A 24,992-nucleotide genomic window follows, 5' to 3' on the forward strand; every position below is an offset into this window, starting at 1 on the left:
TTAAACTGCTTTTTGCCCTGTTATCCTACAGGGCCATTTTTCTTCAATAATCCCCTCTCTTATCAATACTAATAATCAATGCGAGCCAATCGGATTTCAGTTAATATTAACACTTAGTTAACAAGTCAGGCTTGTTTGAGTGAGTTCAATTTAATGGCGTGAAGTGAGCATCATATATGGGTCATAAAGTGTGGAACGATAAAAAACGGTTTATTTGGACCCTGACGGTTTTGTTACTAGCAGCTTTTGTTGTCACCAGCGGTATCAGTTATCAAGTGGCACATGATTCATTAAGTCAGCAAATCGAAGAAAATACTCTACCGTTAACCAGTGATAATATTTATTCAGAAATACAACAGGATCTACTCAAACCTATCTTTATTTCATCGCTGATGGCGCAAGATACTTTTGTACGTGATTGGACCCTAGATCAGGAGAAATCACCAGATAAGGTAGTACGCTATCTTAAAGAGATCCAAGAGAAGTACGGTACTGTCACTAGCTTTTTTGTTTCTGAAGCTAGCCGCAACTACTACCATTCGAGCGGTGTGCTAAAACAGATCGATGATCTTGACCCAAATGATGCTTGGTATTTCAGGGTGCGCTCGCTGCCTAAGTCTGAACATTATGAAGTGAATATCGATCAAGACACGGCTAACCGTAATCGAACCGTTATTTACGTCAATTATAAGGTGTTCGACTTTGACGGTAACTTCATAGGGGTCACAGGTGTTGGCTTGGCAGTTGAAAGTGTAAAGAAAATGGTTGAGCTCTATCAAACCCGATATAACCGCAGTGTCTATTTTACCGATAGGCAAGGCAACATCACTTTGCATAGCGAAGGTTTCTCTGGCGGCGATACTTTACAAACTACCCCAGGGCTAGAGATGCTCGCCACCCGCATTTTAACCAGTCCTAGCGCTGCTTTATCATATGAACGAGATGGTAGAACCATTTTTCTTAATAGCCGTTTAGTCGCAGATTTTAAGTGGTACTTGCTGGTGGAACAAGATGAAAGCTTAGGGAAACAGAAACTGCTTACCACGTTCTGGGCTAACTTAGGGCTGAGTATCTTTGTGACGTTGGCCATTTTGATAATAGCCAATATGACTTTGGGTAAATATCAACGAAAACTAGAGTTGATGGCGTCGACTGATAAGCTGACGGGAGCTGCCAATCGTCAAGCTTTTGAAGAGTACTTTGCTAAATCTCTGGCTCGTTCGGTGTTGGATAGTACTCCAATGTCGGTGTTGATTTTTGATATCGACTATTTCAAACGCGTTAATGATCTCTATGGCCACAACATGGGCGATTTGGTGATTCAGACCGTCAGTAACATGGTTAAATCTCAACTTAGGGATGAAGATATGCTGTGCCGCTGGGGCGGGGAAGAGTTCCTAATTCTACTGCCAAATATCGATTTGAGTCGTAGCCACGATATTGCTGAGCGAATTAGAGAATCTATAGAAGCTCGGGTTATTCGAGTTAATGGCAATGAAATACGGGTAACAGTGAGCGTTGGTGTTGCAGAACATCGCACTTCAGAAAAGCCTGAAGAGTTGATTAACCGTGTTGATGTGGTGCTATATCAAGCAAAAGAACAGGGCAGAAATAGAGTGGTATTGTCCTATTAACCCGCCATTGTCAGCACCAGCCGAGCATCTTATTTTGTGTGAGTTTACCTTGTCTGATGCAAGGACGGTTATCTGCTTAATCAAGATCTAGCAGCCCTAAAATATACTGGTAACAATACTTTATTTTAAACCCGCCCGGATGATATTCATCATTGTTGATGAAGCTAGGGTATCGCTATCACAATAACGAATGATAGGATAAAAGCACGATAATTAAGAGCATTTTTTGATGACAGCGCAAATACTCATTAAGCAAATTTCAGGTTTATATCGCGGCAATGACCGGACAGAATTTGGCGCCGTGCAAAGTGGCATTAATCAAAAACACGATTGTAAGCAGCTGATTGTCGCTGAAGGAACGGTTGAAGGCGATAGCCAAGCAGATCCCAAGCATCACGGTGGGCTCGACAGAGTATTGCACCATTTCCCTCGAGAGCATTATGGTCAATATCGCCGCTGGGATATGATCACCGGCTTTAAAGATGCTCCTGCGATGGGCGAGAATATTAGTACTGTCGGACTGGATGAAACCCAAGTCAATATTGGCGATATTGTCCAAATAGGCGAGGTGATATTACAAGTGACACAGCCTAGGTCGCCATGTTTTAAACTCAATCTGCAGTTCGGTCACAATGAGTTTGCGTTAGCGATGCAACAGAGTGGCCGTTGTGGCTGGTTTTATCGAGTACTGAAAAGCGGCACAATTGATGATGCTGACACCATTACGCTGATTGAAAGGTGTTCTGATATTAGTGTTGCAGAAGCGATGCATATTTATTTCTTGCCCGAGTTCGATGCAGTGCAATATCAACGTTTAGCGAATTGCCCTGGACTTGCGGCATCTTGGGTTGGAAGTTTACAGCGTCGAATGGCAAATAATGCCATTGAAGATTGGCAAATGCGTTTATATGGCGTACAACAAGCTTAGTTTTTTAACTGACTATTTAATAAGTATTTTCAAGGAATGGAATGATGACTCGAGATGAGAAAAACATGGGGATCGTTGTACATGTGGCCAGTTTTGCCGGCTATTTGATCCCGTTTGGCAGTATTTTAGGGCCATTGATCGTGTGGTTGATGAAGCGAGATGAATTGCCATTTGTTGATAGTTGCGGCCGCAACTGCCTGAACTTTAAGATCAGCATGGCGATCTACGCGATGATCAGCGCGGTGTTGATGTTAGTGGGTGTGGGCTTCATTTTACTCGGGATTTTGGCGATCGTTGATATTGTGTTTACGATTATTGCAGCGATGAAAGCCAGTGAAGGCGAAAGTTATAAATACCCAATGTCGATTAAATTTATCAAGCCACGTACATAAGTTTAGCGGTTAGAGTTGCCTACCGAGTGACCTCGGTAGGCAACGTCATTACTCAGGTTAAACCTTAAAGTTAGCCACTAATGAATCGAGTCGATGCGCAAGCTGGCTGAGTGATTGGCTGGCTTTAGCAGCATCTTCAGCGGTATCTGCAGTGCGCTGGGTAATATCGTTAATATCACTCACGTTACGATTAATATCTTCAACGACGGTTGATTGCTCTTCAGTGGCGGCTGCAACTTGTATATTCATGTCACTGATTGAACCAATGCGCTCACTAATGCCGGTCAGTGATTGACTCGCTTCGTCCACAGCATTAACTCCCTCAATAGATCGAGAGCGGCTTTGTTCCATCGCTTCAACCGCACGACTCGCTTCGGCTTGCAGCTTATCAATCATCACCTGTACTTCATTGGTTGAAGTGGCTGTGCGTGATGCTAAATTACGCACTTCGTCGGCAACCACTGCAAAACCACGACCGGCTTCACCGGCTCTGGCGGCTTCAATTGCAGCATTTAGCGCTAATAAGTTTGTTTGTTCAGACACCGCTCGAATCACATCGAGGATACTTTCGATAGATTTAGTGTGAGTTGCTAGTGACTCAACGACTTCACCGACTTGTTCGACATCATTGGACAGTTGACTAATGGTTTCGCGTGCTCGAGTCACAACGACTTGACCGTTAGTTGAATCCGTATCTGCGGCTCTTGCTGTATCTGCTGCTTGCGCGGCATTACTGGCAATTTCATTAACCGTAGCGCCCATTTCATTAATAGCGGCAACGACCATAATGGTTTGGTCTTTTTGCAGCTGGCTGTCTTCTAAAGTGCGCTGTGCCTGGTGAGATACATCGATGGCAGAGCAACCGAGTTGTTTACTGGTTTCAGCCACTTCAATCATCGAAGCTTGAATTTTGCTGATAAAACTATTAAACCCCTTGGCTAGCTGGGCTAATTCGTCTTCTCCTTCAACTGGCAGTCGTTGACGCAGATCGCCTTCACCTTCACCAATATCGCGCAGCATGTCAGCCACTTTGGCGATGGGGCGGCTAACTGAGCTGGCGACTAAGCTTGATAAAGCGATGAATATCGCAGCAATAATAATGGTCCAGATAAGGATTTTATAGGCTGACTCTTCGAGCAGTGAAAAAATCTCGCTTTCAGGTACTTGCGCAATTAAGTACCAATCCATTGACGGAATATAGCTGCTAGCAATGAACATAGCTTCGCCATCGATATCTGTTTTCAATAGGTTGAAATCAGTACGCCGCATTAGGCTTGAAGTGTCGGTGCCACGATATAGATTGTTTAAATCCGCCTTACCTATTTGTGCCGTGTCTGGGTGTAATTTTACTTGCCCCTTGCTGTCGACCAAATAGACAAATCCTGATTGTTCAATTTTAAATGAGCGTAATAACTGCACCATATCATCGAGAGATTTACCTAAACCGACTAAGCCACGACCATTGGGCTGCTGATAGTTAATAAATAGCTTCACATCGCCATTGTCTTCAGTGAATACATTCAACATCGTCTCTTGGCCGCTGTTCTTGTAATCGAAGAACCAAGCATCTTGAGTCGGGTTTAGCTCTCGCAGAAAACCATCTTGAGTATAGTAAGCCGCGCTTTCTTTATCCGCAAAAGAGGCTTGGGCTAAATCATATTGGCGGGAGATCTCGTTTAACTGGCTCACCAGCAAAGGTTCACCGGCTGCGGGGCGCTCCTCTTCTAGCCATTGGAGTAGCATTTTATTGTTGGCGAGTTGCTGAGCTGCATTCATTAATGTCGAAATGTTGAGTTCGAGCTTATTGCGGATCTGCGCCAACATATTGGGCATCTCCGAGGTCAACATGCGTTGTTCTACCACTTGTTTAGCGCTTTGTTGGCTAAGCATGCCGACAAGGGCTGTGGAGAGTAATACTGTTAGGGTCACAGTAAGCAGAATTTTCTGTTTAATGGTGAGCATATTCAATTTCATAAAAATTAGATTGCCTAATACAGCCAATATCGATGGCCGAAAGTAGTGGATTGATAACAGACTCGGCACAGTGGTCGAAAAACCTATTTTTAGGCTGAGCTTTGTGAAGAGGGATCTGTTTTGTAACGTGTAGGAATAAAGGCAGGTATCTGAATTTCAGTCTGAAATCTGTACTCTTATATTAGCGCGGAGGATTATGTCTATTTTTTGTTATTGGTGCAACTAAAAATGCACACCTTGTGGCGTGCATTTAGTTTTAATATCGTAATCTACACTGATATCAATTCATTAAGAAGTTGCATTTTATGAATTGAGTTTCAATGGCATTTACATGTTTGGATAGTTAGGACCGCCACCGCCTTCAGGCGTTACCCAAGTGATATTTTGGCTTGGATCTTTGATATCGCAAGTCTTACAGTGAATACAGTTTTGGCTGTTAATCACAAACTTATTCTCGCCAGCCTCTTCAACAACTTCATATACCCCTGCTGGGCAATATCGCTGTGCGGGTTCATCAAATTTAACCAAGTTGAAATCGATTGGGATCCGCACATCCTTTAAACGAAGATGGCACAGCTGATCTTCCTCATGGAAAGTATTCGACAAATAAACCGACGACAGCTTATCAAAGCTGAGTTTTCCGTCTGGCTTAGGGTAATCAATTTTGCTGTAGGCGCTTGATTCCGCCATCTGTGCGTAATCAGGTTTTTCATCTCTAAGGGTGACCGGAAACTTACCGCCAAACCAATTTTGGTCAATAAAGTTAAATGCACCGCCAAGGTATGTTCCAAACTTGTGCATAGCAGGGCCAAAATTACGTGAACAATAAAGTTCCTCTTTTAGCCAGCTCTCATCAAATCGCTCTTGCAGACAAATAAGATCTTTGCCTCCATCCACTCCCGCTAGCATCGCTTGTGCTAGCGTTTCAGCTGCTAACATTCCGCTCTTCATCGCGGTATGTGTGCCTTTAATTTTGGCAAAATTTAAGGTGCCAGCATCACAGCCAATGATCATTCCACCAGGGAATGAGAGTTTTGGTAAAGAGTTCAAGCCACCTTTGGTGATAGCTCGAGCACCATAAGAGACACGTTCGCCGCCGGTGAGCGTTTTAGCAATGACAGGATGAGTCTTATAACGTTGGAATTCGTCAAACGGACTTAAATGCGGATTCTTATAGTTGAGATCAACAATCAAACCAACGGCAATTTGGTTGTTTTCGAGATGATACATAAAGCCACCACCCGACGCGCCTTCAGTTAAAGGCCAACCACCAGTATGCACCACTTTGCCGAGCTCATGTTGTTCGCTGGGAACGGTCCAAATTTCTTTAAAACCAAGGCCATAATGCTGTGGGGTTTTACCATTTTCAAGTTGGTATTTTTCAATGAGCTGTTTGCCTAAATGGCCACGACAACCTTCTCCAAATACGGTGTATTTAGCGTGAAGTTCCATGCCAGGCTCATAGCTACCTTTTGGCTGGCCATCTTCGCCAACACCCATGTCACCGACTTGGATCCCTTTAACGCTGCCATCAGCATTAAAAAGCAGTTCGCTTGCAGGGAAACCTGGGAACACCTCAACACCAAGCTCTTCAGCACGCTCCGCTAACCAGCGGCATAGATTACCAACACTAATGATGTAATTGCCTTCATTGTGCATGGTCTTTGGAACCAAAGCATTCGGCATAATACGGGCGCCAGTTGCTGAGCTCAACATGTGGATCTCGTCGTGAGTTACCGCAGTGTGCAGCGGTGCGCCGGACTCTTTCCAGTCGTGAAAAAGCTCACCTAATACTTTGGGTTCAAAAACGGCTCCAGAGAGAATGTGGGCGCCGACTTCAGAACCTTTCTCTACTACACAGACAGTGAGTTCTTGACCACTGTCCTTGGATATCTGCATTAAACGACAAGCTGCTGCTAATCCTGAGGGCCCGGCACCCACGATTACAACATCGAACTCCATTGATTCGCGTTCCATCAGTTCATCTTCCTTTATTTCCCCCGATGATTACAGTGGCAAAAAGCTCACGCACTATAAACGGGTGTTTTAATCTTTAACTTCACTTTACCTCAAAATAGGGCTACGGCACAGAGTTTAAACTGTTCTAGTGCAGCTATTTTAAGCACATTTTTGGGTGATGGCGGTCACACATATTCCACATGCGCTGTTTTTTAATGCGAATAGTGACGATGAAGCTATGGTTTGTCGCCGAAAAACGCCTATAATCAAGTTTGACGGTTCTCCGAGCTTCTAATCCTACGTCGAGACAGATAAGGGTTTTTAGCCGTGGCAATAACGCCACCGGGGTGAGAAAAGAAATGATCTCACCTCCCCTTACTTGGAAAGGTGATCATGTCCCAACTACAAGACAATTTTGGTCGACGGTTTCATTATCTGCGTATGTCAGTGACTGACGTATGTAACTTTAAATGCACTTATTGCCTCCCTGATGGTTATCGTCCCGACGGTAAACCCAAGTTTCTCGATCTCAATGAGATAGAACATTTAGTTTCTGCCTTCTCTGAAGTCGGCACGCAAAAAGTTCGGATCACCGGTGGTGAACCCTCTTTGCGTAAAGATTTCACCGATATTATTCGGATTGTTAAAGATAACGAAAAAATCAAAACTATCGCCACCACAACTAATGGTTATCGCTTAGCTAAGCATGCCCAAGAGTGGTATGACGCTGGGCTCAGACGCATCAATATCTCTGTCGACAGTCTCGACCCGAAGATGTTTTATCAAATTACCGGTGAGAATAAGTTTGATGAAGTGATGCGCGGTGTCGATGCAGCGCTAGAGGCGGGCTTTGAGCGCGTAAAAATCAACGCTGTATTGCTTAAGGGTCTCAATGATAAGGACTTGCCACGCTTCCTGCATTGGATTAAAAGTACGCCTATTGATTTGCGTTTTATTGAGCTAATGGAAACAGGTTTAGGCCACGACTACTTTAAAGCGCATCATTTAGCTGGCGCCGATATCAAAACTCAGCTGCAACAAGAGGGCTGGCAGTTTGATACTCCTTCGGCGGATGATGGTCCTGCACAAAACTTTAGCCATCAAGACTACCAAGGTCGTATTGGGCTTATCATGCCTTATGCTAAAAACTTTTGTGCCAGCTGTAATCGCTTACGTGTTTCAGCCAAAGGTAAGTTACACCTGTGTTTGTTCACTGAAAATGGGGTCGACTTACGTGATTTGCTGCAAACACCCGATCAACAAGCTGAGCTTATTGAGCGTTTGCACGGACAGCTCGCACAGAAAAAAGAGACGCATTTTCTGCACGACGGTATCACCGGCGTGACGCAGCATCTTGCTTCTATCGGTGGCTAAATTTAGATCTGACGCAAATCTATTGCGTCAGATCCCCGCTATAATCGCCGCATTGACTGCTATTTAGTTAAATTAAAGAGACCGTTATGGGACATTGTACTCAGAGCCAATTTTTGCCACTCAATATTGCTGTATTAACCTTGTCAGACAGCCGTAATATCGACAACGACACCTCCGGTCAGTTTTTAGAAAGTGCACTGCTTGAAGCGGGGCATAACTTGGCCGACCGCCAGATAATTAAAGATGACAAATATCAGATCCGTGCAGTGGTCTCGCGGTGGATAGCCTCAGATAACGTCCAAGTGATTATCACGACAGGCGGCACCGGTTTTACTGAAAGAGACAACACACCTGATGCCGTCAAGCCACTCTTTGATCGCGATATCGAAGGTTTTGGTGAGCTATTTCGTCATATCACCTATACCGAGCTCGGCACTTCAACCGTGCAGTCTCGCGCACTCGGTGGCATTGCTAATAAAACCGTTATATTTTGTCTTCCTGGTTCAACCGGAGCATGTAAAACCGGTTGGAATAAAGTGCTGAAAGAGCAGTTGGACGCTACGCATCGCCCTTGTAATTTTGTGATGCACGTTAAGAAAATAACAGACTAACTTGTAGATAACGCCATGTGTTAACGCAATATATTGCGTTAACAGGCTATTCTATAAGGTGTTTTGATAAATATGTTGATTAAGAAGGTTTAACCCTAATGACAAATGCTTTTACCCATATCAATGCAGACGGTAACGCACACATGGTTGATGTTACTGATAAGTTAGTAACTGAACGTGAAGCTAGAGCAGAAGCTTATATCGAGATGGCGAGTGAAACGCTCGACATGATCATGAAAGGCAGCCATCACAAAGGTGATGTATTTGCCACGGCGCGTATTGCTGGTATTCAAGCGGCAAAGAAAACATCTGATTTGATCCCACTGTGTCATCCTTTGATGCTGACGAAAGTTGAGGTTGAGCTTGAAGCGCAACCTGAGCATAACCGTGTTTGGATCCGCAGCTTGTGTAAGCTTTCGGGTAAAACCGGTGTTGAAATGGAAGCGTTAACCGCGGCATCAACTGCAGCACTGACGATTTACGATATGTGTAAAGCGGTACAAAAAGATATGGTGATTTCTCAAGTGCGTTTACTTGAGAAGCGTGGCGGTAAATCTGGTCATTTTAAGGTATAGAAAGAGATGATAAACGTACTGTTTTTTGCGCAAGTAAGAGAGCTACTTGGCACCGCAAGCATCAAAGTCGAAGCGGCCGAAAATACCCAAACAGCTGAAGGGTTGCGAGCAACATTAGCGGCTACAGATGATAAATGGGCCAAGATTATGGCGTCAGACAAACTATTGGTGGCGGTTAATCAAACCATTAGCCAGTGGGATAGTGCTATTGAAGATGGCGATGAAGTTGCCTTTTTCCCACCAGTGACTGGAGGCTAAAATGATCCGCGTACAAACTGCAGATTTTAGTGTTCCAGAAGAGTATCAGTTAATTAGCCAAGAAAATGGTGATGGCGCAGTGGTCACTTTTGTGGGTAAAGTACGTGACTTCAATGATGGCAGCGCCGTTACTGATCTTACACTTGAGCATTACCCTGGCATGACCGAAGCGGTATTGAATCAAATAGAAGCTGAGGCGCGTGAGCGCTGGCCACTCAACCACGTTACGATTATTCATCGTGTTGGTCGAATGGCTTTAGGTGAGCAGATTGTATTTATTGGTGTTACCAGTGCGCATCGAAAAGCAGCATTTGCAGCGTGTGAGTTTTTAATCGACTTTTTAAAGACCAAAGCCCCATTTTGGAAACTTGAAGCGGGTGAAGAAGGTGCAAGCTGGGTTGAAGCGCGTGATTCCGATGAACAAGCGGCGAATGTGTGGAATAAAAAGTAATAGTATTTAAAATTAAGTGTATAGGGAGTTACTTGATGAAGCTTAGCGTGGTCTTGCTGTCGGTTCTAATGCCATTGTTGCTACTAAGCAAAACGGCGGTTGCGACTGAGGATGTGCCGGCAATAGCGGCAGCATCGAGTATCAAATTTGCCTTAGATGATGTGGCGAAGCAGTTTAATCAAGATACGGGTGGAAAAGTACGGATCACTTATGGTTCGTCGGGTAATTTTGTTGCCCAGATAAAGCATGGAGCCCCGTTTGAAATTTTTCTTTCGGCTGACGAGCGCTACACCAATCAACTTGCGAGTGCCGGCCAAACTCAAGGCGAAGGGATCGTTTACGCGGTAGGCAAGCTTGCGCTTGCAGCCCCTAAAACCTCACCGCTGGTCTTAGATGAAAATCTCGATGGACTTAAGCTGCTCATCGACACTCAAGCACTTAAGCGTTTTGCTATTGCCAATCCTGACCATGCACCTTATGGCGAACGAGCCAAAGAAGCGTTGCAAAACTTAGGTTTATGGCAAAAGATTCAACCACAACTTATTTTTGGTGAGAATGTATCGCAAGCGGTACAGTTTGCGTTAAGTGGCTCTACTCAAGGTGGCTTAATCGCATTATCGCTGGCGTCAGCAGAGCGCTTTAAGAGCCGAGCAAATTATGTGGTTATCCCCCAATCTTTATATAGCCCACTGAAACAACGCATGGTGTTGACCCTAAAAGCGGGTCAAACAGCGAAAGAGTTCTATCACTATATTCAAACCGATAAAGCGCAGCATATCTTTGCTGAGTATGGTTTTGGCAAAGCGGTTAACTAATGGATTGGGAAGCACTTTGGCTATCAATTAAACTCAGTACTGTCACCGTCGTCATATTGGTGCCAATGGCTATTTTAGCCGGACGTTTCTTGGCTTATCGTCAATTTCGCGGTAAGTCTTGGGTCGAGGCTTTGGTTATGGTGCCGTTAGTGTTGCCACCAACAGTGATTGGTTATTATCTATTGGTCGGTTTGGGCAGTGAGTCCTGGCTAGGACAAATGCTAGAGCAGTTGCTCGGACATCAATTAGTGTTTCATTTCTCAGGGTTGGTAGTCGCTTCTATTTTTATCAATATCCCGTTTGCTATTCAGCCTATTCAACGTGCTTTTGAAGCCGTACCCGAAGATGTGCGTGATGCCGCCGCTTGCTGTGGTATGAGCCGTACTAAAGCGCTATTTAAAATTGAGTTGCCTATGGTGTGGCCGGGCGTATTAACGGCAATGGTGCTGTGTTTTTCCCATGTATTAGGGGAATTCGGTGTCGTGTTAATGATGGGTGGTAATATTGCGGGTGAAACTAAAACCATTGCCATCTCTATTTATGACAGCGTACAGGCATTTGATTTTGCCAGTGCGGGTAATATGTCATTGGTGCTATTACTATTTGCGATTACGGTATTGGCACTGACCACCAGTTTGTCACGACGAGTCGGAGGTAAGCATGTCTCAAGTCGTCGCTGATCTATTTTGTCGAATTAAACAAACCGAGCATATCACTATAGATGCCGAATTTACCTGTAAAGCGGGTGAAGTGCTGGCTGTGGTTGGACCGTCGGGTGGCGGTAAGTCAACATTGTTGCGGATGATAGCTGGCTTAAATAAGCCGCAGTCTGGTGAGATCCGTTATGGACAAACCAGCTGGTATTGCGATAAAAAGTCGATTCAGCTAAGTCCACAACAACGGCATTTAGGCTATGTGCCGCAGCACTTTGGTTTGTTTCCCAATCTAACCGCGTTAGAAAATGTGATCGCAGCATTAGACCATATTCCCAAATCTGAACGTGCGCCGCGGGCTAAAGATTGGTTAGAACGGGTGAATCTACATGGGTTACCCGACAGGCTGCCAGCGCACCTTTCTGGCGGTCAGCGACAACGGGTGGCATTGGCGCGTGCATTAGCACGTGAGCCCTCAGTTTTGCTGCTTGATGAACCCTTTTCTGCTGTGGACAGAGAAACTCGTGAGCGTTTGTATTTAGAGCTTGCTCGCTTGAAAGAGCAGTTAGCGATCCCAGTCATTATGGTCACTCATGATCTTAATGAAGCATTGTTATTGGCTGATAACATGATTTTGATCAGCCAAGGAAAAATGTTACAGCAAGGCCATCCACGAGAAGTGCTGACTCGGCCGCGCGACGAAGCCGTAGCAAAACAGATGGGATTGCGTAATATCTTTGATGCCTATGTTATTGCACAGGAAGAGGAGCGGCAGATCACTTGGCTTAAGTTTGGTGATCATCTTATCGCCAGCACTTACTTTGAGAGCCTAAATGTTGGCGCAAAAGTGCGCTGGGTGATCCCCAATCAAGGCGTTAGATTTAATTCGATTAAAAAAGGCCGTTTGTGTCGTAGCTTTAATAAGCTCGATATTACCATTGATTCGATGCTGGTGATGGGCGAAACGGTACGTATTCTGGCGAGTGTTGTGGGCGTAAAGCATAAAATTAACGCCGAAGTGCCATTACATTTAGTCCAAAAACTGGAACTTGTAGAGGGTGGCGAAACGACGGTGGCGCTAAAATCCGAATTGATCCATATTTTGGAAGCTCATACGGAATAAACCGCTGAGCAATAAGCGCCAACGTATGATCAAAGTTTAATCTTTACGTCACCTTGGTGTTATGTGTTTTGTCATAGTATGGGCTCCTAATCTAAACGAGGTGTTTATCTGATGACAAAATGGTTAACCGGTTCAATTATTCTTTCTGCTGTATTAACCTTGCCTGCAGTGGCTGCTTATAATGGTCCTGGAGTGGCAAGTCATGCTACAACGGCTGCTGATGCAGCTAAAGCAAAAGACGATACACCCATTGAGTTGACGGGCTATCTAGTTAAAAGTTTAGGTGATGAAAAATACCTATTTCGTGATCAAAGCGGCGAAGTAGAGGTCGAGATAGACAATGCATTGTGGCGTGAAATAGAAGTCACTAGCGACACTAAGGTCACATTGATTGGTGAAGTTGATGATGAATGGAAAGGCATTGAAATAGAAATTGACAGTATGCGTCTGGTTTCTCAATAATTGTTTATTAGTATGATTTAGCGTTTTATTTTTCGGAGGAGCCATGGCTCGTTGGCTGGTGGGATTGTTATTAGTATCAGGTAGTGCATTGGCAGGCCAAGGTCTGTATCCGCTCATGTCGACGGGAGATTACCCATCGCCGATAGAAATGATGCAAAAGCTAGAGCTACAGCACCCTGGCGTGATCTCTGAATTTGAAGCTGAACTCGATAATGGAGAACTCATTTACGAGTTTAAGATGATCGATCCGCAAGCAAAAACAATTACTGAATATGAATACCGTGCAATTGATGGCAGCCTTAAAGAGCGTGATATCGGGCGCTTAAAGAATGATGATAAGGACGAACTTGCTGGCATAATGATGCTACAGCAAAGTGGACTAACATTTTCTGAAATGTTAACCCTTGTGTGTAAAGACAGCACGGGGCATTTGGTGAAGGCTGAGGTCGATAATGACCTTGGAATAAGCTATATCGAGTTGGAAATGTTAGATGCCGAGGGTAAACGAAAGTTAGCCTTCGATATGGAAAATAAGCAATTACTACCACTGCTCAAATGGGATTAAAGCATGAAAATACTCATGGTTGAAGACGATGCGACTACCATCGAATACGTTGTAAAAGGATTTATTGAGCAGGGGCACAATATTGAAACGGCCACCGACGGTCATCAAGGATTACTGCTAGCGACCAGCATGAAGTATGACTTGATCATTTTAGACCGCATGCTACCCCAACTCGACGGGCTTAAACTATTAGCAGCATTGCGTGCGACGGGCAGCCAAACACCAGTACTTATTCTATCGGCGTTGAGTCATGTGGATGAACGCGTTAAAGGTTTACGCGCTGGTGGCGATGATTATATGACTAAGCCGTTTGCGTTTTCTGAGCTATTGGTGCGTGCTGAAAAGTTGATGCAACGTGGTGAGTCACAACCCATGGTGACCAACTTAAATGTTGGCCCATTAGGGATTGAGCTGCTGACCCGAAAAGTCACATTGGACGGGCAAGAGATCTTGCTACAGCCTAAAGAGTTTCAGTTACTAAAATACCTTATGGAACATGAGAATCAAGTTATCAGTCGTACACTGTTATTTGAAGCGGTATGGGATTATCACTTTGATCCACGTACCAATGTTATCGACGTACATATTGCTAAGCTTAGACGTAAATTTGAAGAGTTAGGCCATGGTGAGTTGATTGAAACCGTCCGAGGGGCTGGTTATCGCCTACGCCAAGGGCATTAAGCCATACCAAAGTAGTGCGTGGCGCATTACGATTATTTTCTCTGCATTGGTGACGGTGATTATTGGTACCTTGCTATTGGGGATGTATCGTCAGTTGATTAATGAACAAGAGTTTCAACTCGATCAACACCTCAATGCCGAGAAAACCCGCTATCAACAGATGGCACTCACGCTTGATAGGCACAGTTTTGCTACGCAAGTCCGCAGTGCCGACCCTAAAGTCGCCTTAATTGTATGGCGCAACTCCTTAGATCTTATCGGTTCATTAAGTATGATCCCCAAAGACATGCCTATGCTGCCTGAAAAACGTGAGTTTCCCGTTTTTAAGGGCGGAGCCGATAAATTGCACATTCTTACTGGTGGCATGGTGATGACACGTTATGGCCCAGTATTGGTTGCAACTCGAGTGGATCAGTTAGGGACGTTAATCGACAAATTCACCAATGCGGCGATTACCGCGTTAATGTTAACGGTGGTATTAACGTTAGCGCTTGGCTATCTGTTTTCTAAGGCTATTTTGCGGAGATTAGTGCAGTATAATCGACTGAGTGAACAGGTGGAACAAGGGCAATATTCGACACGATTACCTGTCAGTTGGCGGCAAGATGAGTTCGATATGCTGGCACAACAATTTAACCGAGTGTTAGATACTTTAGAAAAAAATCTCGCGGCAGTGCGCGGCGTGACGGACAATATTGCACATGATCTGCGTACACCGCTATCTCATTTGCGTATCGGCTTAGAGCAGTTGCCAGAAAAGTCTGAAGAGGAATTAGCTGAGGGTTGCGCTATCATCACTGAAGAACTTGATCACTGTTTGGCGACATTCGACGCCATGCTGTCGCTCACTCGAATAGAAGAGGGCCAGCAAACATTAGAACTACAGTCGCTAAGTTTGCAACATATCTGCCGAGATCTATTCGAGATGGCAGAGGTGATGGCCGAATATAATGGCCAGTCGCTTAAATTAATGGCCGGTGAGGAGTTTAGCGTTAGCGGTGATAAGTATTTACTTTTCCAAGCATTATTTAATTTGGTCGACAACGCGATTAAATACTCGGGTGAAGGCGCAACGATCATTATCTCGCAAAACCGCAATGTCATTTCAATTCAAGATAATGGTCCAGGGATCCCCGCAGGCTCACGCGATAAAGTCTTTGAGCGTTTAGTCCGCTTAGATCCAAGCAGACATCATAAAGGTACCGGTTTAGGTTTATCTATGGTTAAGGCGATTCTGTCGCGCCATAATGCTAAAATCGCCTTAATGGATAACCAACCGGGGCTTAAAGTACAAATTACTTTTTGATACCCGTACCTCTTGGTTGTTAAAGTACTTTGTCTGTTTGGTAGGGTTTTCTCTTTATGTATCAAGTTATTGCTGACGAAGCCGATTTTATTATTATCAATAAATCGGCCAACGTCCATTTCCACAGTCAAGATGGTTCCGCTGGGGTTGTTGCTCAAGCTGAGTTAGATCTGGGTATAAAATTGTATTCGGTACATCGCTTAGACACCTTGACGTCGGGCTTGCTCATTTTAGCCAAGTCATCGGCAGCAGCAGCTGAATTTACCCGTCAATTCAGTGAACACAAAATTCAAAAATACTATTTGGCACTGGCACAAGGCAAACCCAAAAAGAAGCAAGGTTGGGTTATTGGCGATATGGCCAAGTCACGCCGCAGCATGCACAAATTACTACGCACCACGGTTAATCCTGCAATCACTCAATTCTTTTCACAATCGGTAGCTGACGGTTTACGCCTCTATTTACTCAAACCGTTAAGCGGTAAAACTCACCAACTTAGAGTGGCATTAGCCAGTATTGGGGTGCCTATTTTAGGTGACGAACTCTATGGTGGTGCGGCGTCAGATAGAGGTTATCTGCATGCCTACAGTTTGTATTTTAACTATAAAAATAAAGCCTACCAGTTCAGTGTGCCTCCTCAATCCGGTGCTGCCTTTAATAGTGAAGCGTTTTCTAAGCAGTTAGCACTGTGGGCGCAGCCCGGGAGTTTGAACTGGCCTAAGGCGAAGTAAATTTACTTGTCTTTCAACGTTAAGTTTGAAATATGCAGGACTTAAGGAATATCTAAGCTTACACATTCACAATCTAGTGGATTACGAGTAGGATAGTGCCCTGAAAAGTTAAGCCTTAATACCAATTGCATTAAAAGTTTGACCATTCAGCGGGAGTTCAAAGCCCTGTAGGCGAGATGGGGGATTGAAGCTAATAGTTATTCTATATCAAAAGCCCACAACGAAGCTTAAAGGGCTTTGAAACCCGCACTACGTGAGCGACTCAGACTTTCCACTTCTGCTTTGCATTGGCTTAAAAGGGAATAGCCATTTCTTCACCAATGCGCCTTGAATTGAAAAGTCTGAGGCGCTCTGAATTGGTCAAATACTTAATGCAATTGGTATAATAGGCGTATAACGAAGATTTTTGACTAAATTATGAGTAAATAATTGTGCATAAACGAGCCATATACCCAGGAACATTTGATCCCGTGACTAATGGTCATGCTGATCTTATTGAGCGTGCTGCCAAATTATTTAAACATGTCGTTATTGGCATTGCTGCTAATCCGTCTAAGAAGCCGCGCTTTACGCTGAGTGAGCGAGTTGAGCTGCTTAAAACCGTGACTGCACATTTGGATAATGTGGAGGTGATTGGTTTTACAGGGCTATTGGTGGACTTTGCCAGAGAGCAGCAAGCCAGCGTGTTAGTGCGAGGACTGCGAGCAGTCTCCGATTTTGAGTATGAATTCCAATTGGCGAACATGAATCGCCGTCTTAGCCCAGATCTAGAAAGTGTATTTTTAACCCCAGCAGAAGAGAACTCGTTTATCTCTTCGACGCTGGTTAAAGAGGTTGCCCATCACGGTGGTGATGTGAGCCAGTTTGTCCATGCTGAAGTTGCTAATGCACTAATGAATAAAGAAAAAGGTTAAGACTCAGACCATGATAAAGCGTGTTTTATTGATCAATATTAGGCTGTTGGCACTTTTTGCCGTTTGTTATTCTGCCATCATTAGCGCAGCCCCTTGGGTGGATACATCCGACATCTATTTACGAGCCGATATTCAAGCATTGGCCGATGCCGGTGTGATTACCGTCCCCGTCAATACCTATCCATTAATGTGGTCGGGTATTGGTGATGATTTGGCTAACATTGAGCCATCAACACTTTCGCCAGCCTTGGTGGATGCTTTTTCTCGGGTGAACTTCAACTACCGTAATGCCGTCGGCAATCGTGGCAATACCAGTATCAAGTTTGCTGCTGCCAGTGATGCAGCGAGATTCCAACATTTTGGCTCTGATTATAGAGAACAAGGTGAGGCGACTGCATCATACGAGTATTTAGGTGATAGATTTGCTTATAAAGTTTCCGCGTCAGCAAACTACGATCCTGCCGATGATAAATCGCTACGTTTCGACGATTCCTATCTTGCGATGGTCATGGGTAACTGGATGGTGACACTTGGCGCTGTTGAGCAGTGGTGGGGACCTGGATTTGACTCTTCACTGCACAAGTCCAACAACGCCAGACCGATGCCTTCGCTTATGTTGAGTCGCAATAACGCCCAAGCGTTTGAAACGCCGTGGTTGTCTTGGATTGGGCCGTGGAACTTTACTGCGGGTGTTAGCATGATGGAAGAGGAGCGTGCTGTCCCCAATACACTGATGTGGAACTTGCGCGGCTCAGTGCGTCCGTTTCGTCAGCTAGAGCTTGGTGTGTCTTGGACAACGCAGTTCTGTGGTGATGGGGAAGAGTGTTCTTTTGAAAGTGCCTTTAAATCGATTACGGGTCAAAAAGATTGCCGTAATGAAGGCGCAGGTGGCTGTACCAATTATGGTAACCAAATAGCGGGCTACGATATACGTTTCAGTGATACCTGGTATAACGTTCCGTTTGGCCTTTACTACGAAAGAACTTGCGAAGATTCAAAGGGCTCAATGCCTTGGGATATCGTCGACTGTGGCTCTATGTTTGGCGCAGATACGCGTTTCAACTTAGATGGTCAACAGTACAAATTATTTTTTGAATATACTGACACCATGGTTTTTTGTGGTGAAGATGAAAACGCATTTAACTGTTTTTATGAGCATTCAACTTACAAAAGTGGTTCACGTTATTATGGCCGTGCACTGGGTAGCACTTATGACAGTGACGCCAACGTGTATGTATTAGGTTTAATTGGCCAATTCGCCAATAGCAAAGGCTTTACCTCGTTATTACGCTATGCACAACTTAATAAAGATGGTGCTAATGCGAATATCGATTGGGCTCCTCAGCCTCCGAAAGAGGATCTGCTGATGCTAGAGCTTAGCTATCGCATGCCTATGTGGCAGGGCATGATGAGCGTAGGTGGAACGGTATCTCAATCGGAATTTGAGACGCAAGACAACGACACTGACGCGACGGTATTCGGCGCTTATGAATACCGTTTCTAGCGGTATGACTGACGTCTGTTGCATTGCGAAAAATCGTGAATATTAAACTGGCCGTCAGGCTGCTTGGACTGTTATTTATCGCCATTTTAATCGGCGTTGCAGTGCAGCAAGGTTTTTTTCAGCGTTTAAGCGATAGTCAGTGGGTGACTGATTACGTCGAACAGCACGGTTCGACGGCTGTCTCTGAGCTGGTATTAATGGGCGCGCTGTTCTCCTGTATTGGCGGGCCTAGGCAAGTACTGGCATTTGCTTTCGGTTATGCGCTCGGTGGTATAAATGGTGCCATCTTTGCCACAATCTCGGCCTTAATGGGCTGCATTATTTTATTCTATTTTTCCCGCTTTGTTTTTCGCGAGCAGATTAAACGTCGCTTCGAGCAAAAATTAGCACGGCTTGAAGCGTTGATCATCCACAAAACCTGGCTTAAAGCATTGATGTTCCGCTTGTTGCCACTCGGCAGTAATTACATTACCAACCTCTTAGCTGGCACCACTTGTGTTAGTCCATGGCAGTTTTTTGTTGGCAGTGGCATTGGTTTTTTACCACAAATGTTCATTTTTAGTTTTGCAGGTGCTGGGGTTAGCCTTAGCGATGAACATCATCTGCAATTGAGCGTGGGTTTATTTGTCGCGGCGTTGTTGATCGGCATATACCTTTATCGCACACGCCTAGGCAAAGAGCTTAATCAGGCGGTAAAAGGGCAAGACTAAGCGACTCGGATACCCAAGTCGTTTGGTATTACCGCTGCTGGCAGATGCTACAAAACACCGTGGCCCGCTGGCCTAAGCGCACTTCACTCAGCAAGTGACCACAATGAGTACAGGTTTTGCCCCCTCGCCCATAGACATGTAGCTTTTGCGCAAAATATCCTGGTTTGCCATCGGCATTAGTAAAGTCTTTTAAGGTGGTGCCACCTTGCTCAATGGCTTTAGCAAGGATCTGTTTCACTTCAGCAACGAGAATGGTGATACGTTCAGGATCCACTTTACCCGCTTCAGCTTGTGGGTGAATACCCGCAGCAAATAGCGCTTCATTGGCATAAATGTTACCCACACCCACTACAATATGATTGTCCATCAAACACAGCTTAATCGCTTTTTTCTTATTCTGTAACGCCGCGATTAAATAATTAGCATGAAAGCCTGACTCAAGCGGCTCAGGCCCTAATTTTGATAACAACGGATGGGCCTCTTCTGGTAGTTCGCTCCATAACCAGCAACCAAAACGCCTTGGGTCGTTATAACGCAGTACTTTACCGCTTGCGAGCACCAAATCGATATGGTCATGCTTTTCGACCGGACTGTTAGCGGACAGTATGCGTAAACTGCCAGACATACCTAAATGGACGATGGTGGTGCCTGCGTCGGTGTCGATCAGTAAGTACTTTGCCCGACGGCGAACATTACGGATGGTTTGGCCAATAATCTGTTTAGCAATCTCAGGCACTGGCCAGCGAAGTGATGCATTTCTGATAATTAAGTCGGTGACTTCATTATCAACTAAATAGGGTGATACACCTTGTCTAGTGACTTCAACTTCAGGTAATTCTGGCATTTAGGCTCTCTTGTTTTACGCTGTGAGGTCTCGATGAGTGATTATACTCATCGTATTAATGAGCTTGTGCACGAATGATGGGGCTGAGTTGTTCTCGTAAGCTGGCAGGAATTTGATACCAGTTGCCTGCGGGAGACTTTAGTAAGCCTTGGCTGCTAAATAGCACCCAGACCTGGGCTGTATCGATATCGTCGATTTGGATTACTAACTCTATTGGTTCACCTACCGTTTCAGGCTTATCAACGAGAGCAGATATATGCACCAGCTCCCATGCGTTAGCCCATTCGAGGCAATTGAGTATCTCTTCGCTACATTGCCAACCAGATTGACGTTTCTGTAACCAATACTGACCCAGCTGTAATTGCGATAATGGTGCAGATTGATCGAATAGCGCTTGGGTTTGCAACGGTTTCACACGGCTATTATCTTCGACCACAGTCAGTACTGAGATCATAAAAATAGAAGCTAGAATGATAATGGTATTCCATTTTCTTCTGGATAGGGCCATGGCGATGTAATTCAATTGGTTATCTGATTATTAAGTGTATCTGCAAGTTGGTATAACCACAAATTTGGCTGACTTCTTGATCATCAGGCTGCGCCTGACCTCTAAGTTAGACTTCGTCTAACAACTAACGTCGTGGCGCTTCGCCCACACCCGAGCCAAGGGGCAAAGCGCTTGCGCCCCTTGACAATCCCTCAGCGCCCCGGCGAAATGTAAAAAGCGAAATTTCCAACGGGGGAGATTTAATTCTGCACATTTGGTTAATGTCATTAAGCCATGAAGTTTGCTGAATGATTTTAATTTTCAATTTGAAATCTAAAACACAAATGTCGAGATTTTGCGCTTTTATAACCCTGTGTTAGTACGGGCACATTTGCACTTACGATTTTGCTGTAGGCAATTAGAACCACAAGTACTAGAAATTGCGGTGAACTACTTTCAGTCGATAAAGATATGCCTTTCTTAACTTTTCTTGTAAGAGTATAAAGAGTGAAGTTGAATACTTGGCTGGCATTTAAGCTAGCTAATTACTGCTAAGCGTTAATCACACGGTATGCGGTCGTTATCAGTAAAAATGGAGTGATCTATATGAGTCGTAATATTCTATTTATGGGAACTGCCTTACTCGTTTTAGGCGGGTGTAGTTCTTCATATCAGCATAATGAATTTCAAAAACCAGAGGTGAAGCTCGACAGAAGCGTTGGTGTTTTAATTTCAACGCCTGAAAACGGGTGGTATAGCGATAGAGAATATAATAACTCCGGACGCATGACAGCTAATGCGGTTAGAAATTCATTTTCGAAGAACTCTCGTAAAGTCGCAATCACGACCAAGTGCAAGGGAGAAAGTTGTTTGGATACTGTCGACGCCAATATTTATGGATATTACGTCCAACCTATTATTCTCCATTGGGAGGATCGAGCGACAGAGTGGTCAGGTAAGTCAGATAAATTAGAAATTCAAATCATTACTTATGACACTAAAACTAAGAAAGAAATTGGAAACTCAACATATTCAGGCAAAAGTAAGTGGGCTTCTTTTGGTGGTGATCATCCCCAAGACCTTTTAGAAGAACCAACAAATGCGTACGTAGAAAGTTTGTATAAATAATGATAAGTGAAGGTATTAGGCACCTGAGCTGATACACCAGGCTTAGCTTTCTGATCAGGCTACGCCTGACTAACGTCGTGGCGCTTCGCCCACGTCCGTTTGGGCCTTACAGTTATTTCTTCAACTTACTTCGGCAACTTCGATGGGGAATCGGTGTTTTATGTTAGTTTTGCGGTGCTTTAGCGTTTTTAAGGTTAAGCACAAATTCTGAGAGTGTAGGCTTTTCGAAACCAGTGTAGATGCGGTAGTGACCATCCATGACATGGATGTCATGGCGAGCTTCCATGGATGGACTTGCAGCGCGTCACTGCAGCATCTGCACATACGCCTGCCGCAGGCAATTGGAACCACTTTAGCTTAAAGGTAACCTCATCGTTTGTTAGTCTGCATGCAAATTTATCAAACTCCGTTTGACCAAGGTCGTGGCGCTTCGCCCATTCTGGTAATCAAGAGCAGAGCCAAGGGATAAAGCGCTTGTACCCCTTAGCAAACCCTCAGCGCCCCGGCGAAATTTATAAAGCGAAATTTCCAACGAGGGAGATTTATGTCTGTAAGTTTGGCTACTTAAATGCAAATGTGATGTTCACTGATGTGTGGTTAGCTAATTAAAAAGCATTTATTGGTAACTGGAATGCCAAATTAATACGCTTTTATAACCCAGTGTAGATGCGGCTGAGGCCGTCGAAAACAGGGATGTTTTCGTTGAGCCCACAAGGATGTGCTTGCGGCGAGCCTCAGTAGCGTCTGCGCATACGCCTGCCGCAGGCAATTGGAACCGGAGATGCCACAAGGTACTAGTTAGTCTCAAGAAAAGTCAAAGTCGTGATACTTCGCCCATTCTTAATTGACCCATAGGGTTATGGTTAATGAAGCTAAGATGTAATCTTTTAAAACAATAGGTTATATTCAAATAAAGCACATTATTAAGACGCACTGATAATATTTAAAAGTGCAGCACGGATAACAATGTTATCGCTGCTGCTGTTTAATAGGCTGTAAAATTGCTAATGGAGTTTTGAGTATCCAAAATATTTTAGTAACTGATCGCTCAGTAGCAGAATTCTGCTCAACTTTCGATTCAGAAATAACTGTGATTACTAATTTACTTAAGCAAAGTGAATCATGCTTTGAACATTACTTTAGTGAACCTGAAAAACAAAAATATAAATGGGTGCAGGAATTCACATTTATGACCATAGAGTCCCTTGTGACAGCAACAAGGCTTTTGATTGAAGGGCATATTAATGCCTCTGGAAATACTATGAGAATTTCCTATGAATCTCTATGTTTAGCAATACTTCTTAGTGCAGAGAAGAATGTAATAATTGATAAGGGTAAAAATGCAAAGCCAGTCAATTTTTACAAGTCCTATGAACAAGGAAAGAATAATACAAAGGCTCATAGAGCCATCGATAATGTTTTATTGAACGCTGATACTTTAGGTTTAATAGAGGGGCATGAGTGGCTCAAGCAAGCTAAGAATTTTTATAATGGTTATAGCCACGCATCAATAATGACAATGGGTTCATTGATGTTACCTTCTGGCAAGCCAATTATTGCAGGTGGTTTTTATAAGGAGAAATTAGACCTATATAAAGACCATCTAAAGTTTATTGTTCGATACGCAAATCATCTACCTAAACTTGTTGAGGTAATCGCGTTGCGCAATTTAACAAGTGCATTAAATGGAACAAAAAACAGTTGATTCGGTTCAGCTTCGTTCCACATTATAACCAACAATTTTAGTCCGCTTAAGTGGGCGTTAATGCCACGTACTCAAACAATCCAAATCTGCACTCCAGATAAACAAAACCCGACGCTTTTGACGTCGGGTTTCGGTTTGATAACTCATCGAAACGGCCAAACACTAACGGCGAATACAAACACCATCAGCGACATTGCTGTTCAACAAGGGTTATCCGCCTGTAGCATTCATAAACCGCAGGATCTGGGTTTCACCATTGGGATCAAAATGATGCTCTTTTGGCTTATGTTGTATGCCATCTAGAATCGCTGTTTTGAGTTTTTCGATATCACCGGGAAACTCTCGCAAAATGGCTTTTAAATCAACAGAGTTCTCATTGCCTAGGCAGAGTAATAAGCGGCCTTCGACGGTAACGCGGACGCGGTTACATTCGTGGCAAAAGTTATTGCTATGCGGTGAAATAAAGCCAACGTGAATATCACTACCCGGCGTGGTGTAATAGCGAGCTGGGCCGCCAGTACGGCGATTAGATATGTTTAACTCGTAACGCTCTCTAATGAGCTTTTTGATTTCATCACTGCTGCAATGACGACTGCGTTTGCGCTCATCAATGACGCCTAAAGGCATCTCTTCGATGAATGCAATATCGAGTTCCCGTTCGCGGCAAAACTCAATCAAGTCGAGTACTTCGTCATCATTTTGGCCACGTAAAATAACGGCATTGATCTTAATCTTTTTAAAGCCTGCAGCGCGTGCGGCATCAATACCTGCAATAACGCGGTTTACCTTGCCGTTACGCGTAAGCTCAGTGAACAGATCCGGTTTTAGCGTATCGAGACTGATGTTGAGGCGGTTAAGCCCTGAATCATGCATCTCTTGGGCAAAGCGGGTCAATCGTGAGCCATTGGTGGTCATCGAAAGCTCTTCAAGACCAGGCAGTTTACCTAGCAGTTTGACCAACTTGTCACAGTCGGTTCTTACCAAAGGCTCACCGCCAGTTAAGCGTATTTTCTTAACGCCTAGCTCGGTAAAGGCTTGTCCAATCCAGGCTAATTCTTCAAGACTTAGCACATGTTCTTTGCTTAAAAAGCAGGGATCTTCACTCATGCAATAGACACAGCGAAAATCACAGCGGTCAGTTACAGACAGCCGTAAGTATTCGACTGTACGGCCAAAGTTGTCAACGATCAAACTCATACTACTTACCT

At 44.2% G+C, this 24,992-nt stretch carries 27 protein-coding genes and 1 riboswitch; of the genes, 21 read left to right on the plus strand and 6 right to left on the minus strand.

The features are described from left to right. Nucleotides 1-176: 176 nt before the first annotated feature. From L2729_RS00300 to L2729_RS00310, 3 genes are all read left to right on the plus strand, one after another. Nucleotides 177-1,634: a sensor domain-containing diguanylate cyclase gene (locus tag L2729_RS00300; RefSeq protein ID WP_248986439.1), complete on the plus strand. Its 1,458-nt coding sequence runs from the start codon at nucleotides 177-179 to the stop codon at nucleotides 1,632-1,634. Between the two features lie 229 nt (nucleotides 1,635-1,863). Further along, the gene (locus tag L2729_RS00305) at nucleotides 1,864-2,562 is read left to right on the plus strand and encodes an MOSC domain-containing protein (protein ID WP_248986440.1); all 699 of its coding nucleotides are present in this window, start codon (nucleotides 1,864-1,866) and stop codon (nucleotides 2,560-2,562) included. Between the two features lie 44 nt (nucleotides 2,563-2,606). Then, nucleotides 2,607-2,954, plus strand: a complete 348-nt coding sequence (locus L2729_RS00310; protein WP_248986711.1) for a DUF4870 domain-containing protein — start codon at nucleotides 2,607-2,609, stop codon at nucleotides 2,952-2,954. A gap of 57 nt (nucleotides 2,955-3,011) precedes the next feature. Here the strand turns inward: L2729_RS00310 and L2729_RS00315 are convergent, their stop codons facing one another. Together L2729_RS00315 and L2729_RS00320 are read right to left on the minus strand one after the other, a co-directional pair. After that, nucleotides 3,012-4,928 (minus strand): methyl-accepting chemotaxis protein, encoded by a 1,917-nt coding sequence (locus L2729_RS00315; RefSeq protein WP_248986441.1) that lies wholly within the window; start codon nucleotides 4,926-4,928, stop codon nucleotides 3,012-3,014. A gap of 327 nt (nucleotides 4,929-5,255) precedes the next feature. Further along, complete coding sequence (locus L2729_RS00320) at nucleotides 5,256-6,905, minus strand: electron transfer flavoprotein-ubiquinone oxidoreductase (RefSeq protein ID WP_248986442.1); 1,650 nt, start codon at nucleotides 6,903-6,905, stop codon at nucleotides 5,256-5,258. 251 nt (nucleotides 6,906-7,156) lie between these two features. Beyond that, a riboswitch (molybdenum cofactor riboswitch) is annotated at nucleotides 7,157-7,293 on the plus strand. Between L2729_RS00320 and moaA (L2729_RS00325) the strand changes: the two genes are divergently transcribed. The 16 genes from moaA (L2729_RS00325) to L2729_RS00400 all read left to right on the plus strand — a co-directional run bounded on the left by moaA (L2729_RS00325) (nucleotide 7,281) and on the right by L2729_RS00400 (nucleotide 19,620). Next, nucleotides 7,281-8,261, plus strand: coding sequence for a GTP 3',8-cyclase MoaA (gene moaA / locus L2729_RS00325; RefSeq protein WP_248986443.1), 981 nt, complete (start codon nucleotides 7,281-7,283; stop codon nucleotides 8,259-8,261). (Overlaps the previous riboswitch by 13 nt.) 86 nt (nucleotides 8,262-8,347) lie before the next feature. Then, nucleotides 8,348-8,872, plus strand: coding sequence for a molybdenum cofactor biosynthesis protein B (moaB, locus tag L2729_RS00330; protein WP_248986444.1), 525 nt, complete (start codon nucleotides 8,348-8,350; stop codon nucleotides 8,870-8,872). Nucleotides 8,873-9,015: 143 nt separating this feature from the next. After that, entirely contained in the window at nucleotides 9,016-9,447 is a 432-nt protein-coding gene (moaC, locus tag L2729_RS00335; RefSeq protein ID WP_428848205.1) for a cyclic pyranopterin monophosphate synthase MoaC, read from the plus strand. 6 nt (nucleotides 9,448-9,453) lie between these two features. Next, a complete protein-coding gene (gene moaD, locus L2729_RS00340) occupies nucleotides 9,454-9,705 on the plus strand; it encodes a molybdopterin synthase sulfur carrier subunit (protein WP_101090097.1) in 252 nt (83 codons plus the stop codon). 1 nt (nucleotide 9,706) lies between these two features. Beyond that, nucleotides 9,707-10,156: a molybdopterin synthase catalytic subunit MoaE gene (gene moaE / locus L2729_RS00345; protein ID WP_102044905.1), complete on the plus strand. Its 450-nt coding sequence runs from the start codon at nucleotides 9,707-9,709 to the stop codon at nucleotides 10,154-10,156. A 35-nt stretch (nucleotides 10,157-10,191) separates the two neighbouring features. Next, nucleotides 10,192-10,971, plus strand: coding sequence for a molybdate ABC transporter substrate-binding protein (modA, locus tag L2729_RS00350; protein ID WP_428848204.1), 780 nt, complete (start codon nucleotides 10,192-10,194; stop codon nucleotides 10,969-10,971). Then, on the plus strand, nucleotides 10,971-11,651 hold the full coding sequence (gene modB / locus L2729_RS00355) for a molybdate ABC transporter permease subunit (protein ID WP_101090094.1): 681 nt from the start codon (nucleotides 10,971-10,973) through the stop codon (nucleotides 11,649-11,651). Before modA ends, modB begins: the two co-directional genes overlap by 1 nt. Beyond that, on the plus strand, nucleotides 11,632-12,747 hold the full coding sequence (locus L2729_RS00360) for an ABC transporter ATP-binding protein (protein WP_248986445.1): 1,116 nt from the start codon (nucleotides 11,632-11,634) through the stop codon (nucleotides 12,745-12,747). Before modB ends, L2729_RS00360 begins: the two co-directional genes overlap by 20 nt. Nucleotides 12,748-12,858: 111 nt before the next feature. Beyond that, nucleotides 12,859-13,209 carry a NirD/YgiW/YdeI family stress tolerance protein gene (locus L2729_RS00365; RefSeq protein ID WP_248986446.1) on the plus strand — a complete coding sequence of 117 codons (351 nt, stop codon included), beginning with the start codon at nucleotides 12,859-12,861 and terminating at the stop codon, nucleotides 13,207-13,209. A 43-nt stretch (nucleotides 13,210-13,252) separates the two neighbouring features. Further along, nucleotides 13,253-13,774, plus strand: coding sequence for a PepSY domain-containing protein (locus L2729_RS00370; protein ID WP_248986447.1), 522 nt, complete (start codon nucleotides 13,253-13,255; stop codon nucleotides 13,772-13,774). Between the two features lie 3 nt (nucleotides 13,775-13,777). After that, complete coding sequence (locus L2729_RS00375; RefSeq protein WP_248986448.1) at nucleotides 13,778-14,455, plus strand: response regulator transcription factor; 678 nt, start codon at nucleotides 13,778-13,780, stop codon at nucleotides 14,453-14,455. A 49-nt stretch (nucleotides 14,456-14,504) separates the two neighbouring features. Further along, nucleotides 14,505-15,761: a sensor histidine kinase gene (locus tag L2729_RS00380; RefSeq protein WP_248986713.1), complete on the plus strand. Its 1,257-nt coding sequence runs from the start codon at nucleotides 14,505-14,507 to the stop codon at nucleotides 15,759-15,761. A gap of 56 nt (nucleotides 15,762-15,817) precedes the next feature. Then, a complete protein-coding gene (locus L2729_RS00385) occupies nucleotides 15,818-16,492 on the plus strand; it encodes a TIGR01621 family pseudouridine synthase (RefSeq protein WP_248986449.1) in 675 nt (224 codons plus the stop codon). Between the two features lie 431 nt (nucleotides 16,493-16,923). Continuing rightward, nucleotides 16,924-17,406, plus strand: coding sequence for a pantetheine-phosphate adenylyltransferase (coaD, locus tag L2729_RS00390; RefSeq protein ID WP_248986450.1), 483 nt, complete (start codon nucleotides 16,924-16,926; stop codon nucleotides 17,404-17,406). A 10-nt stretch (nucleotides 17,407-17,416) separates the two neighbouring features. Continuing rightward, entirely contained in the window at nucleotides 17,417-18,910 is a 1,494-nt protein-coding gene (locus L2729_RS00395; protein ID WP_248986451.1) for a capsule assembly Wzi family protein, read from the plus strand. Nucleotides 18,911-18,945: 35 nt separating this feature from the next. Continuing rightward, nucleotides 18,946-19,620, plus strand: coding sequence for a TVP38/TMEM64 family protein (locus L2729_RS00400; protein ID WP_248986452.1), 675 nt, complete (start codon nucleotides 18,946-18,948; stop codon nucleotides 19,618-19,620). Between the two features lie 28 nt (nucleotides 19,621-19,648). Here L2729_RS00400 and mutM read toward each other — a convergent pair whose 3' ends face one another. Together mutM and L2729_RS00410 are read right to left on the minus strand one after the other, a co-directional pair. After that, nucleotides 19,649-20,464: a bifunctional DNA-formamidopyrimidine glycosylase/DNA-(apurinic or apyrimidinic site) lyase gene (gene mutM / locus L2729_RS00405; RefSeq protein WP_248986453.1), complete on the minus strand. Its 816-nt coding sequence runs from the start codon at nucleotides 20,462-20,464 to the stop codon at nucleotides 19,649-19,651. A 55-nt stretch (nucleotides 20,465-20,519) separates the two neighbouring features. Further along, a complete protein-coding gene (locus L2729_RS00410; RefSeq protein WP_248986454.1) occupies nucleotides 20,520-20,972 on the minus strand; it encodes a hypothetical protein in 453 nt (150 codons plus the stop codon). A gap of 585 nt (nucleotides 20,973-21,557) precedes the next feature. Between L2729_RS00410 and L2729_RS00415 the strand changes: the two genes are divergently transcribed. Then, nucleotides 21,558-22,079 carry a DUF4823 domain-containing protein gene (locus tag L2729_RS00415; RefSeq protein ID WP_248986455.1) on the plus strand — a complete coding sequence of 174 codons (522 nt, stop codon included), beginning with the start codon at nucleotides 21,558-21,560 and terminating at the stop codon, nucleotides 22,077-22,079. Nucleotides 22,080-22,242: 163 nt separating this feature from the next. Here L2729_RS00415 and L2729_RS21590 read toward each other — a convergent pair whose 3' ends face one another. After that, nucleotides 22,243-22,365, minus strand: a complete 123-nt coding sequence (locus L2729_RS21590; RefSeq protein ID WP_283104077.1) for a hypothetical protein — start codon at nucleotides 22,363-22,365, stop codon at nucleotides 22,243-22,245. Between the two features lie 729 nt (nucleotides 22,366-23,094). On the opposite strand from L2729_RS21590, the gene L2729_RS00420 reads away from it, so the two are divergent. Then, nucleotides 23,095-23,784 carry a hypothetical protein gene (locus L2729_RS00420; protein ID WP_248986456.1) on the plus strand — a complete coding sequence of 230 codons (690 nt, stop codon included), beginning with the start codon at nucleotides 23,095-23,097 and terminating at the stop codon, nucleotides 23,782-23,784. A 210-nt stretch (nucleotides 23,785-23,994) separates the two neighbouring features. On the opposite strand, the gene moaA (L2729_RS00425) is transcribed toward L2729_RS00420, so the two are convergent. Further along, nucleotides 23,995-24,981, minus strand: a complete 987-nt coding sequence (moaA, locus tag L2729_RS00425; RefSeq protein ID WP_248986457.1) for a GTP 3',8-cyclase MoaA — start codon at nucleotides 24,979-24,981, stop codon at nucleotides 23,995-23,997. Between the last annotated feature and the right edge of the window lie 11 nt (nucleotides 24,982-24,992).

The organism is Shewanella gelidimarina, from assembly GCF_023283945.1.
Taxonomy (GTDB): domain Bacteria; phylum Pseudomonadota; class Gammaproteobacteria; order Enterobacterales; family Shewanellaceae; genus Shewanella; species Shewanella gelidimarina.

Excerpts from the sequence above, each read along its gene's own strand:
- L2729_RS00360 (WP_248986445.1), top strand. The coding sequence starts at position 11,632 with ATGTCTCAAGTCGTCGCTGATCTATTTTGTCGAATTAAACAAACCGAG.
- moaA (WP_248986457.1), bottom strand. The coding sequence starts at position 24,981 with ATGAGTTTGATCGTTGACAACTTTGGCCGTACAGTCGAATACTTACGG.
- L2729_RS00310 (WP_248986711.1), top strand. The coding sequence starts at position 2,607 with ATGACTCGAGATGAGAAAAACATGGGGATCGTTGTACATGTGGCCAGT.
- L2729_RS00385 (WP_248986449.1), top strand. The coding sequence starts at position 15,818 with ATGTATCAAGTTATTGCTGACGAAGCCGATTTTATTATTATCAATAAA.
- modA (WP_428848204.1), top strand. The coding sequence starts at position 10,192 with ATGAAGCTTAGCGTGGTCTTGCTGTCGGTTCTAATGCCATTGTTGCTA.
- L2729_RS00315 (WP_248986441.1), bottom strand. The coding sequence starts at position 4,928 with ATGAAATTGAATATGCTCACCATTAAACAGAAAATTCTGCTTACTGTG.
- L2729_RS00305 (WP_248986440.1), top strand. The coding sequence starts at position 1,864 with ATGACAGCGCAAATACTCATTAAGCAAATTTCAGGTTTATATCGCGGC.
- moaD (WP_101090097.1), top strand. The coding sequence starts at position 9,454 with ATGATAAACGTACTGTTTTTTGCGCAAGTAAGAGAGCTACTTGGCACC.
- L2729_RS00320 (WP_248986442.1), bottom strand. The coding sequence starts at position 6,905 with ATGGAACGCGAATCAATGGAGTTCGATGTTGTAATCGTGGGTGCCGGG.
- L2729_RS21590 (WP_283104077.1), bottom strand. The coding sequence starts at position 22,365 with ATGGAAGCTCGCCATGACATCCATGTCATGGATGGTCACTACCGCATC.
- L2729_RS00375 (WP_248986448.1), top strand. The coding sequence starts at position 13,778 with ATGAAAATACTCATGGTTGAAGACGATGCGACTACCATCGAATACGTT.
- L2729_RS00365 (WP_248986446.1), top strand. The coding sequence starts at position 12,859 with ATGACAAAATGGTTAACCGGTTCAATTATTCTTTCTGCTGTATTAACC.
- moaB (WP_248986444.1), top strand. The coding sequence starts at position 8,348 with ATGGGACATTGTACTCAGAGCCAATTTTTGCCACTCAATATTGCTGTA.
- L2729_RS00300 (WP_248986439.1), top strand. The coding sequence starts at position 177 with ATGGGTCATAAAGTGTGGAACGATAAAAAACGGTTTATTTGGACCCTG.
- L2729_RS00415 (WP_248986455.1), top strand. The coding sequence starts at position 21,558 with ATGAGTCGTAATATTCTATTTATGGGAACTGCCTTACTCGTTTTAGGC.
- modB (WP_101090094.1), top strand. The coding sequence starts at position 10,971 with ATGGATTGGGAAGCACTTTGGCTATCAATTAAACTCAGTACTGTCACC.
- L2729_RS00410 (WP_248986454.1), bottom strand. The coding sequence starts at position 20,972 with ATGGCCCTATCCAGAAGAAAATGGAATACCATTATCATTCTAGCTTCT.
- moaA (WP_248986443.1), top strand. The coding sequence starts at position 7,281 with ATGTCCCAACTACAAGACAATTTTGGTCGACGGTTTCATTATCTGCGT.
- moaC (WP_428848205.1), top strand. The coding sequence starts at position 9,016 with ATGGTTGATGTTACTGATAAGTTAGTAACTGAACGTGAAGCTAGAGCA.
- mutM (WP_248986453.1), bottom strand. The coding sequence starts at position 20,464 with ATGCCAGAATTACCTGAAGTTGAAGTCACTAGACAAGGTGTATCACCC.
- L2729_RS00370 (WP_248986447.1), top strand. The coding sequence starts at position 13,253 with ATGGCTCGTTGGCTGGTGGGATTGTTATTAGTATCAGGTAGTGCATTG.
- moaE (WP_102044905.1), top strand. The coding sequence starts at position 9,707 with ATGATCCGCGTACAAACTGCAGATTTTAGTGTTCCAGAAGAGTATCAG.
- L2729_RS00395 (WP_248986451.1), top strand. The coding sequence starts at position 17,417 with ATGATAAAGCGTGTTTTATTGATCAATATTAGGCTGTTGGCACTTTTT.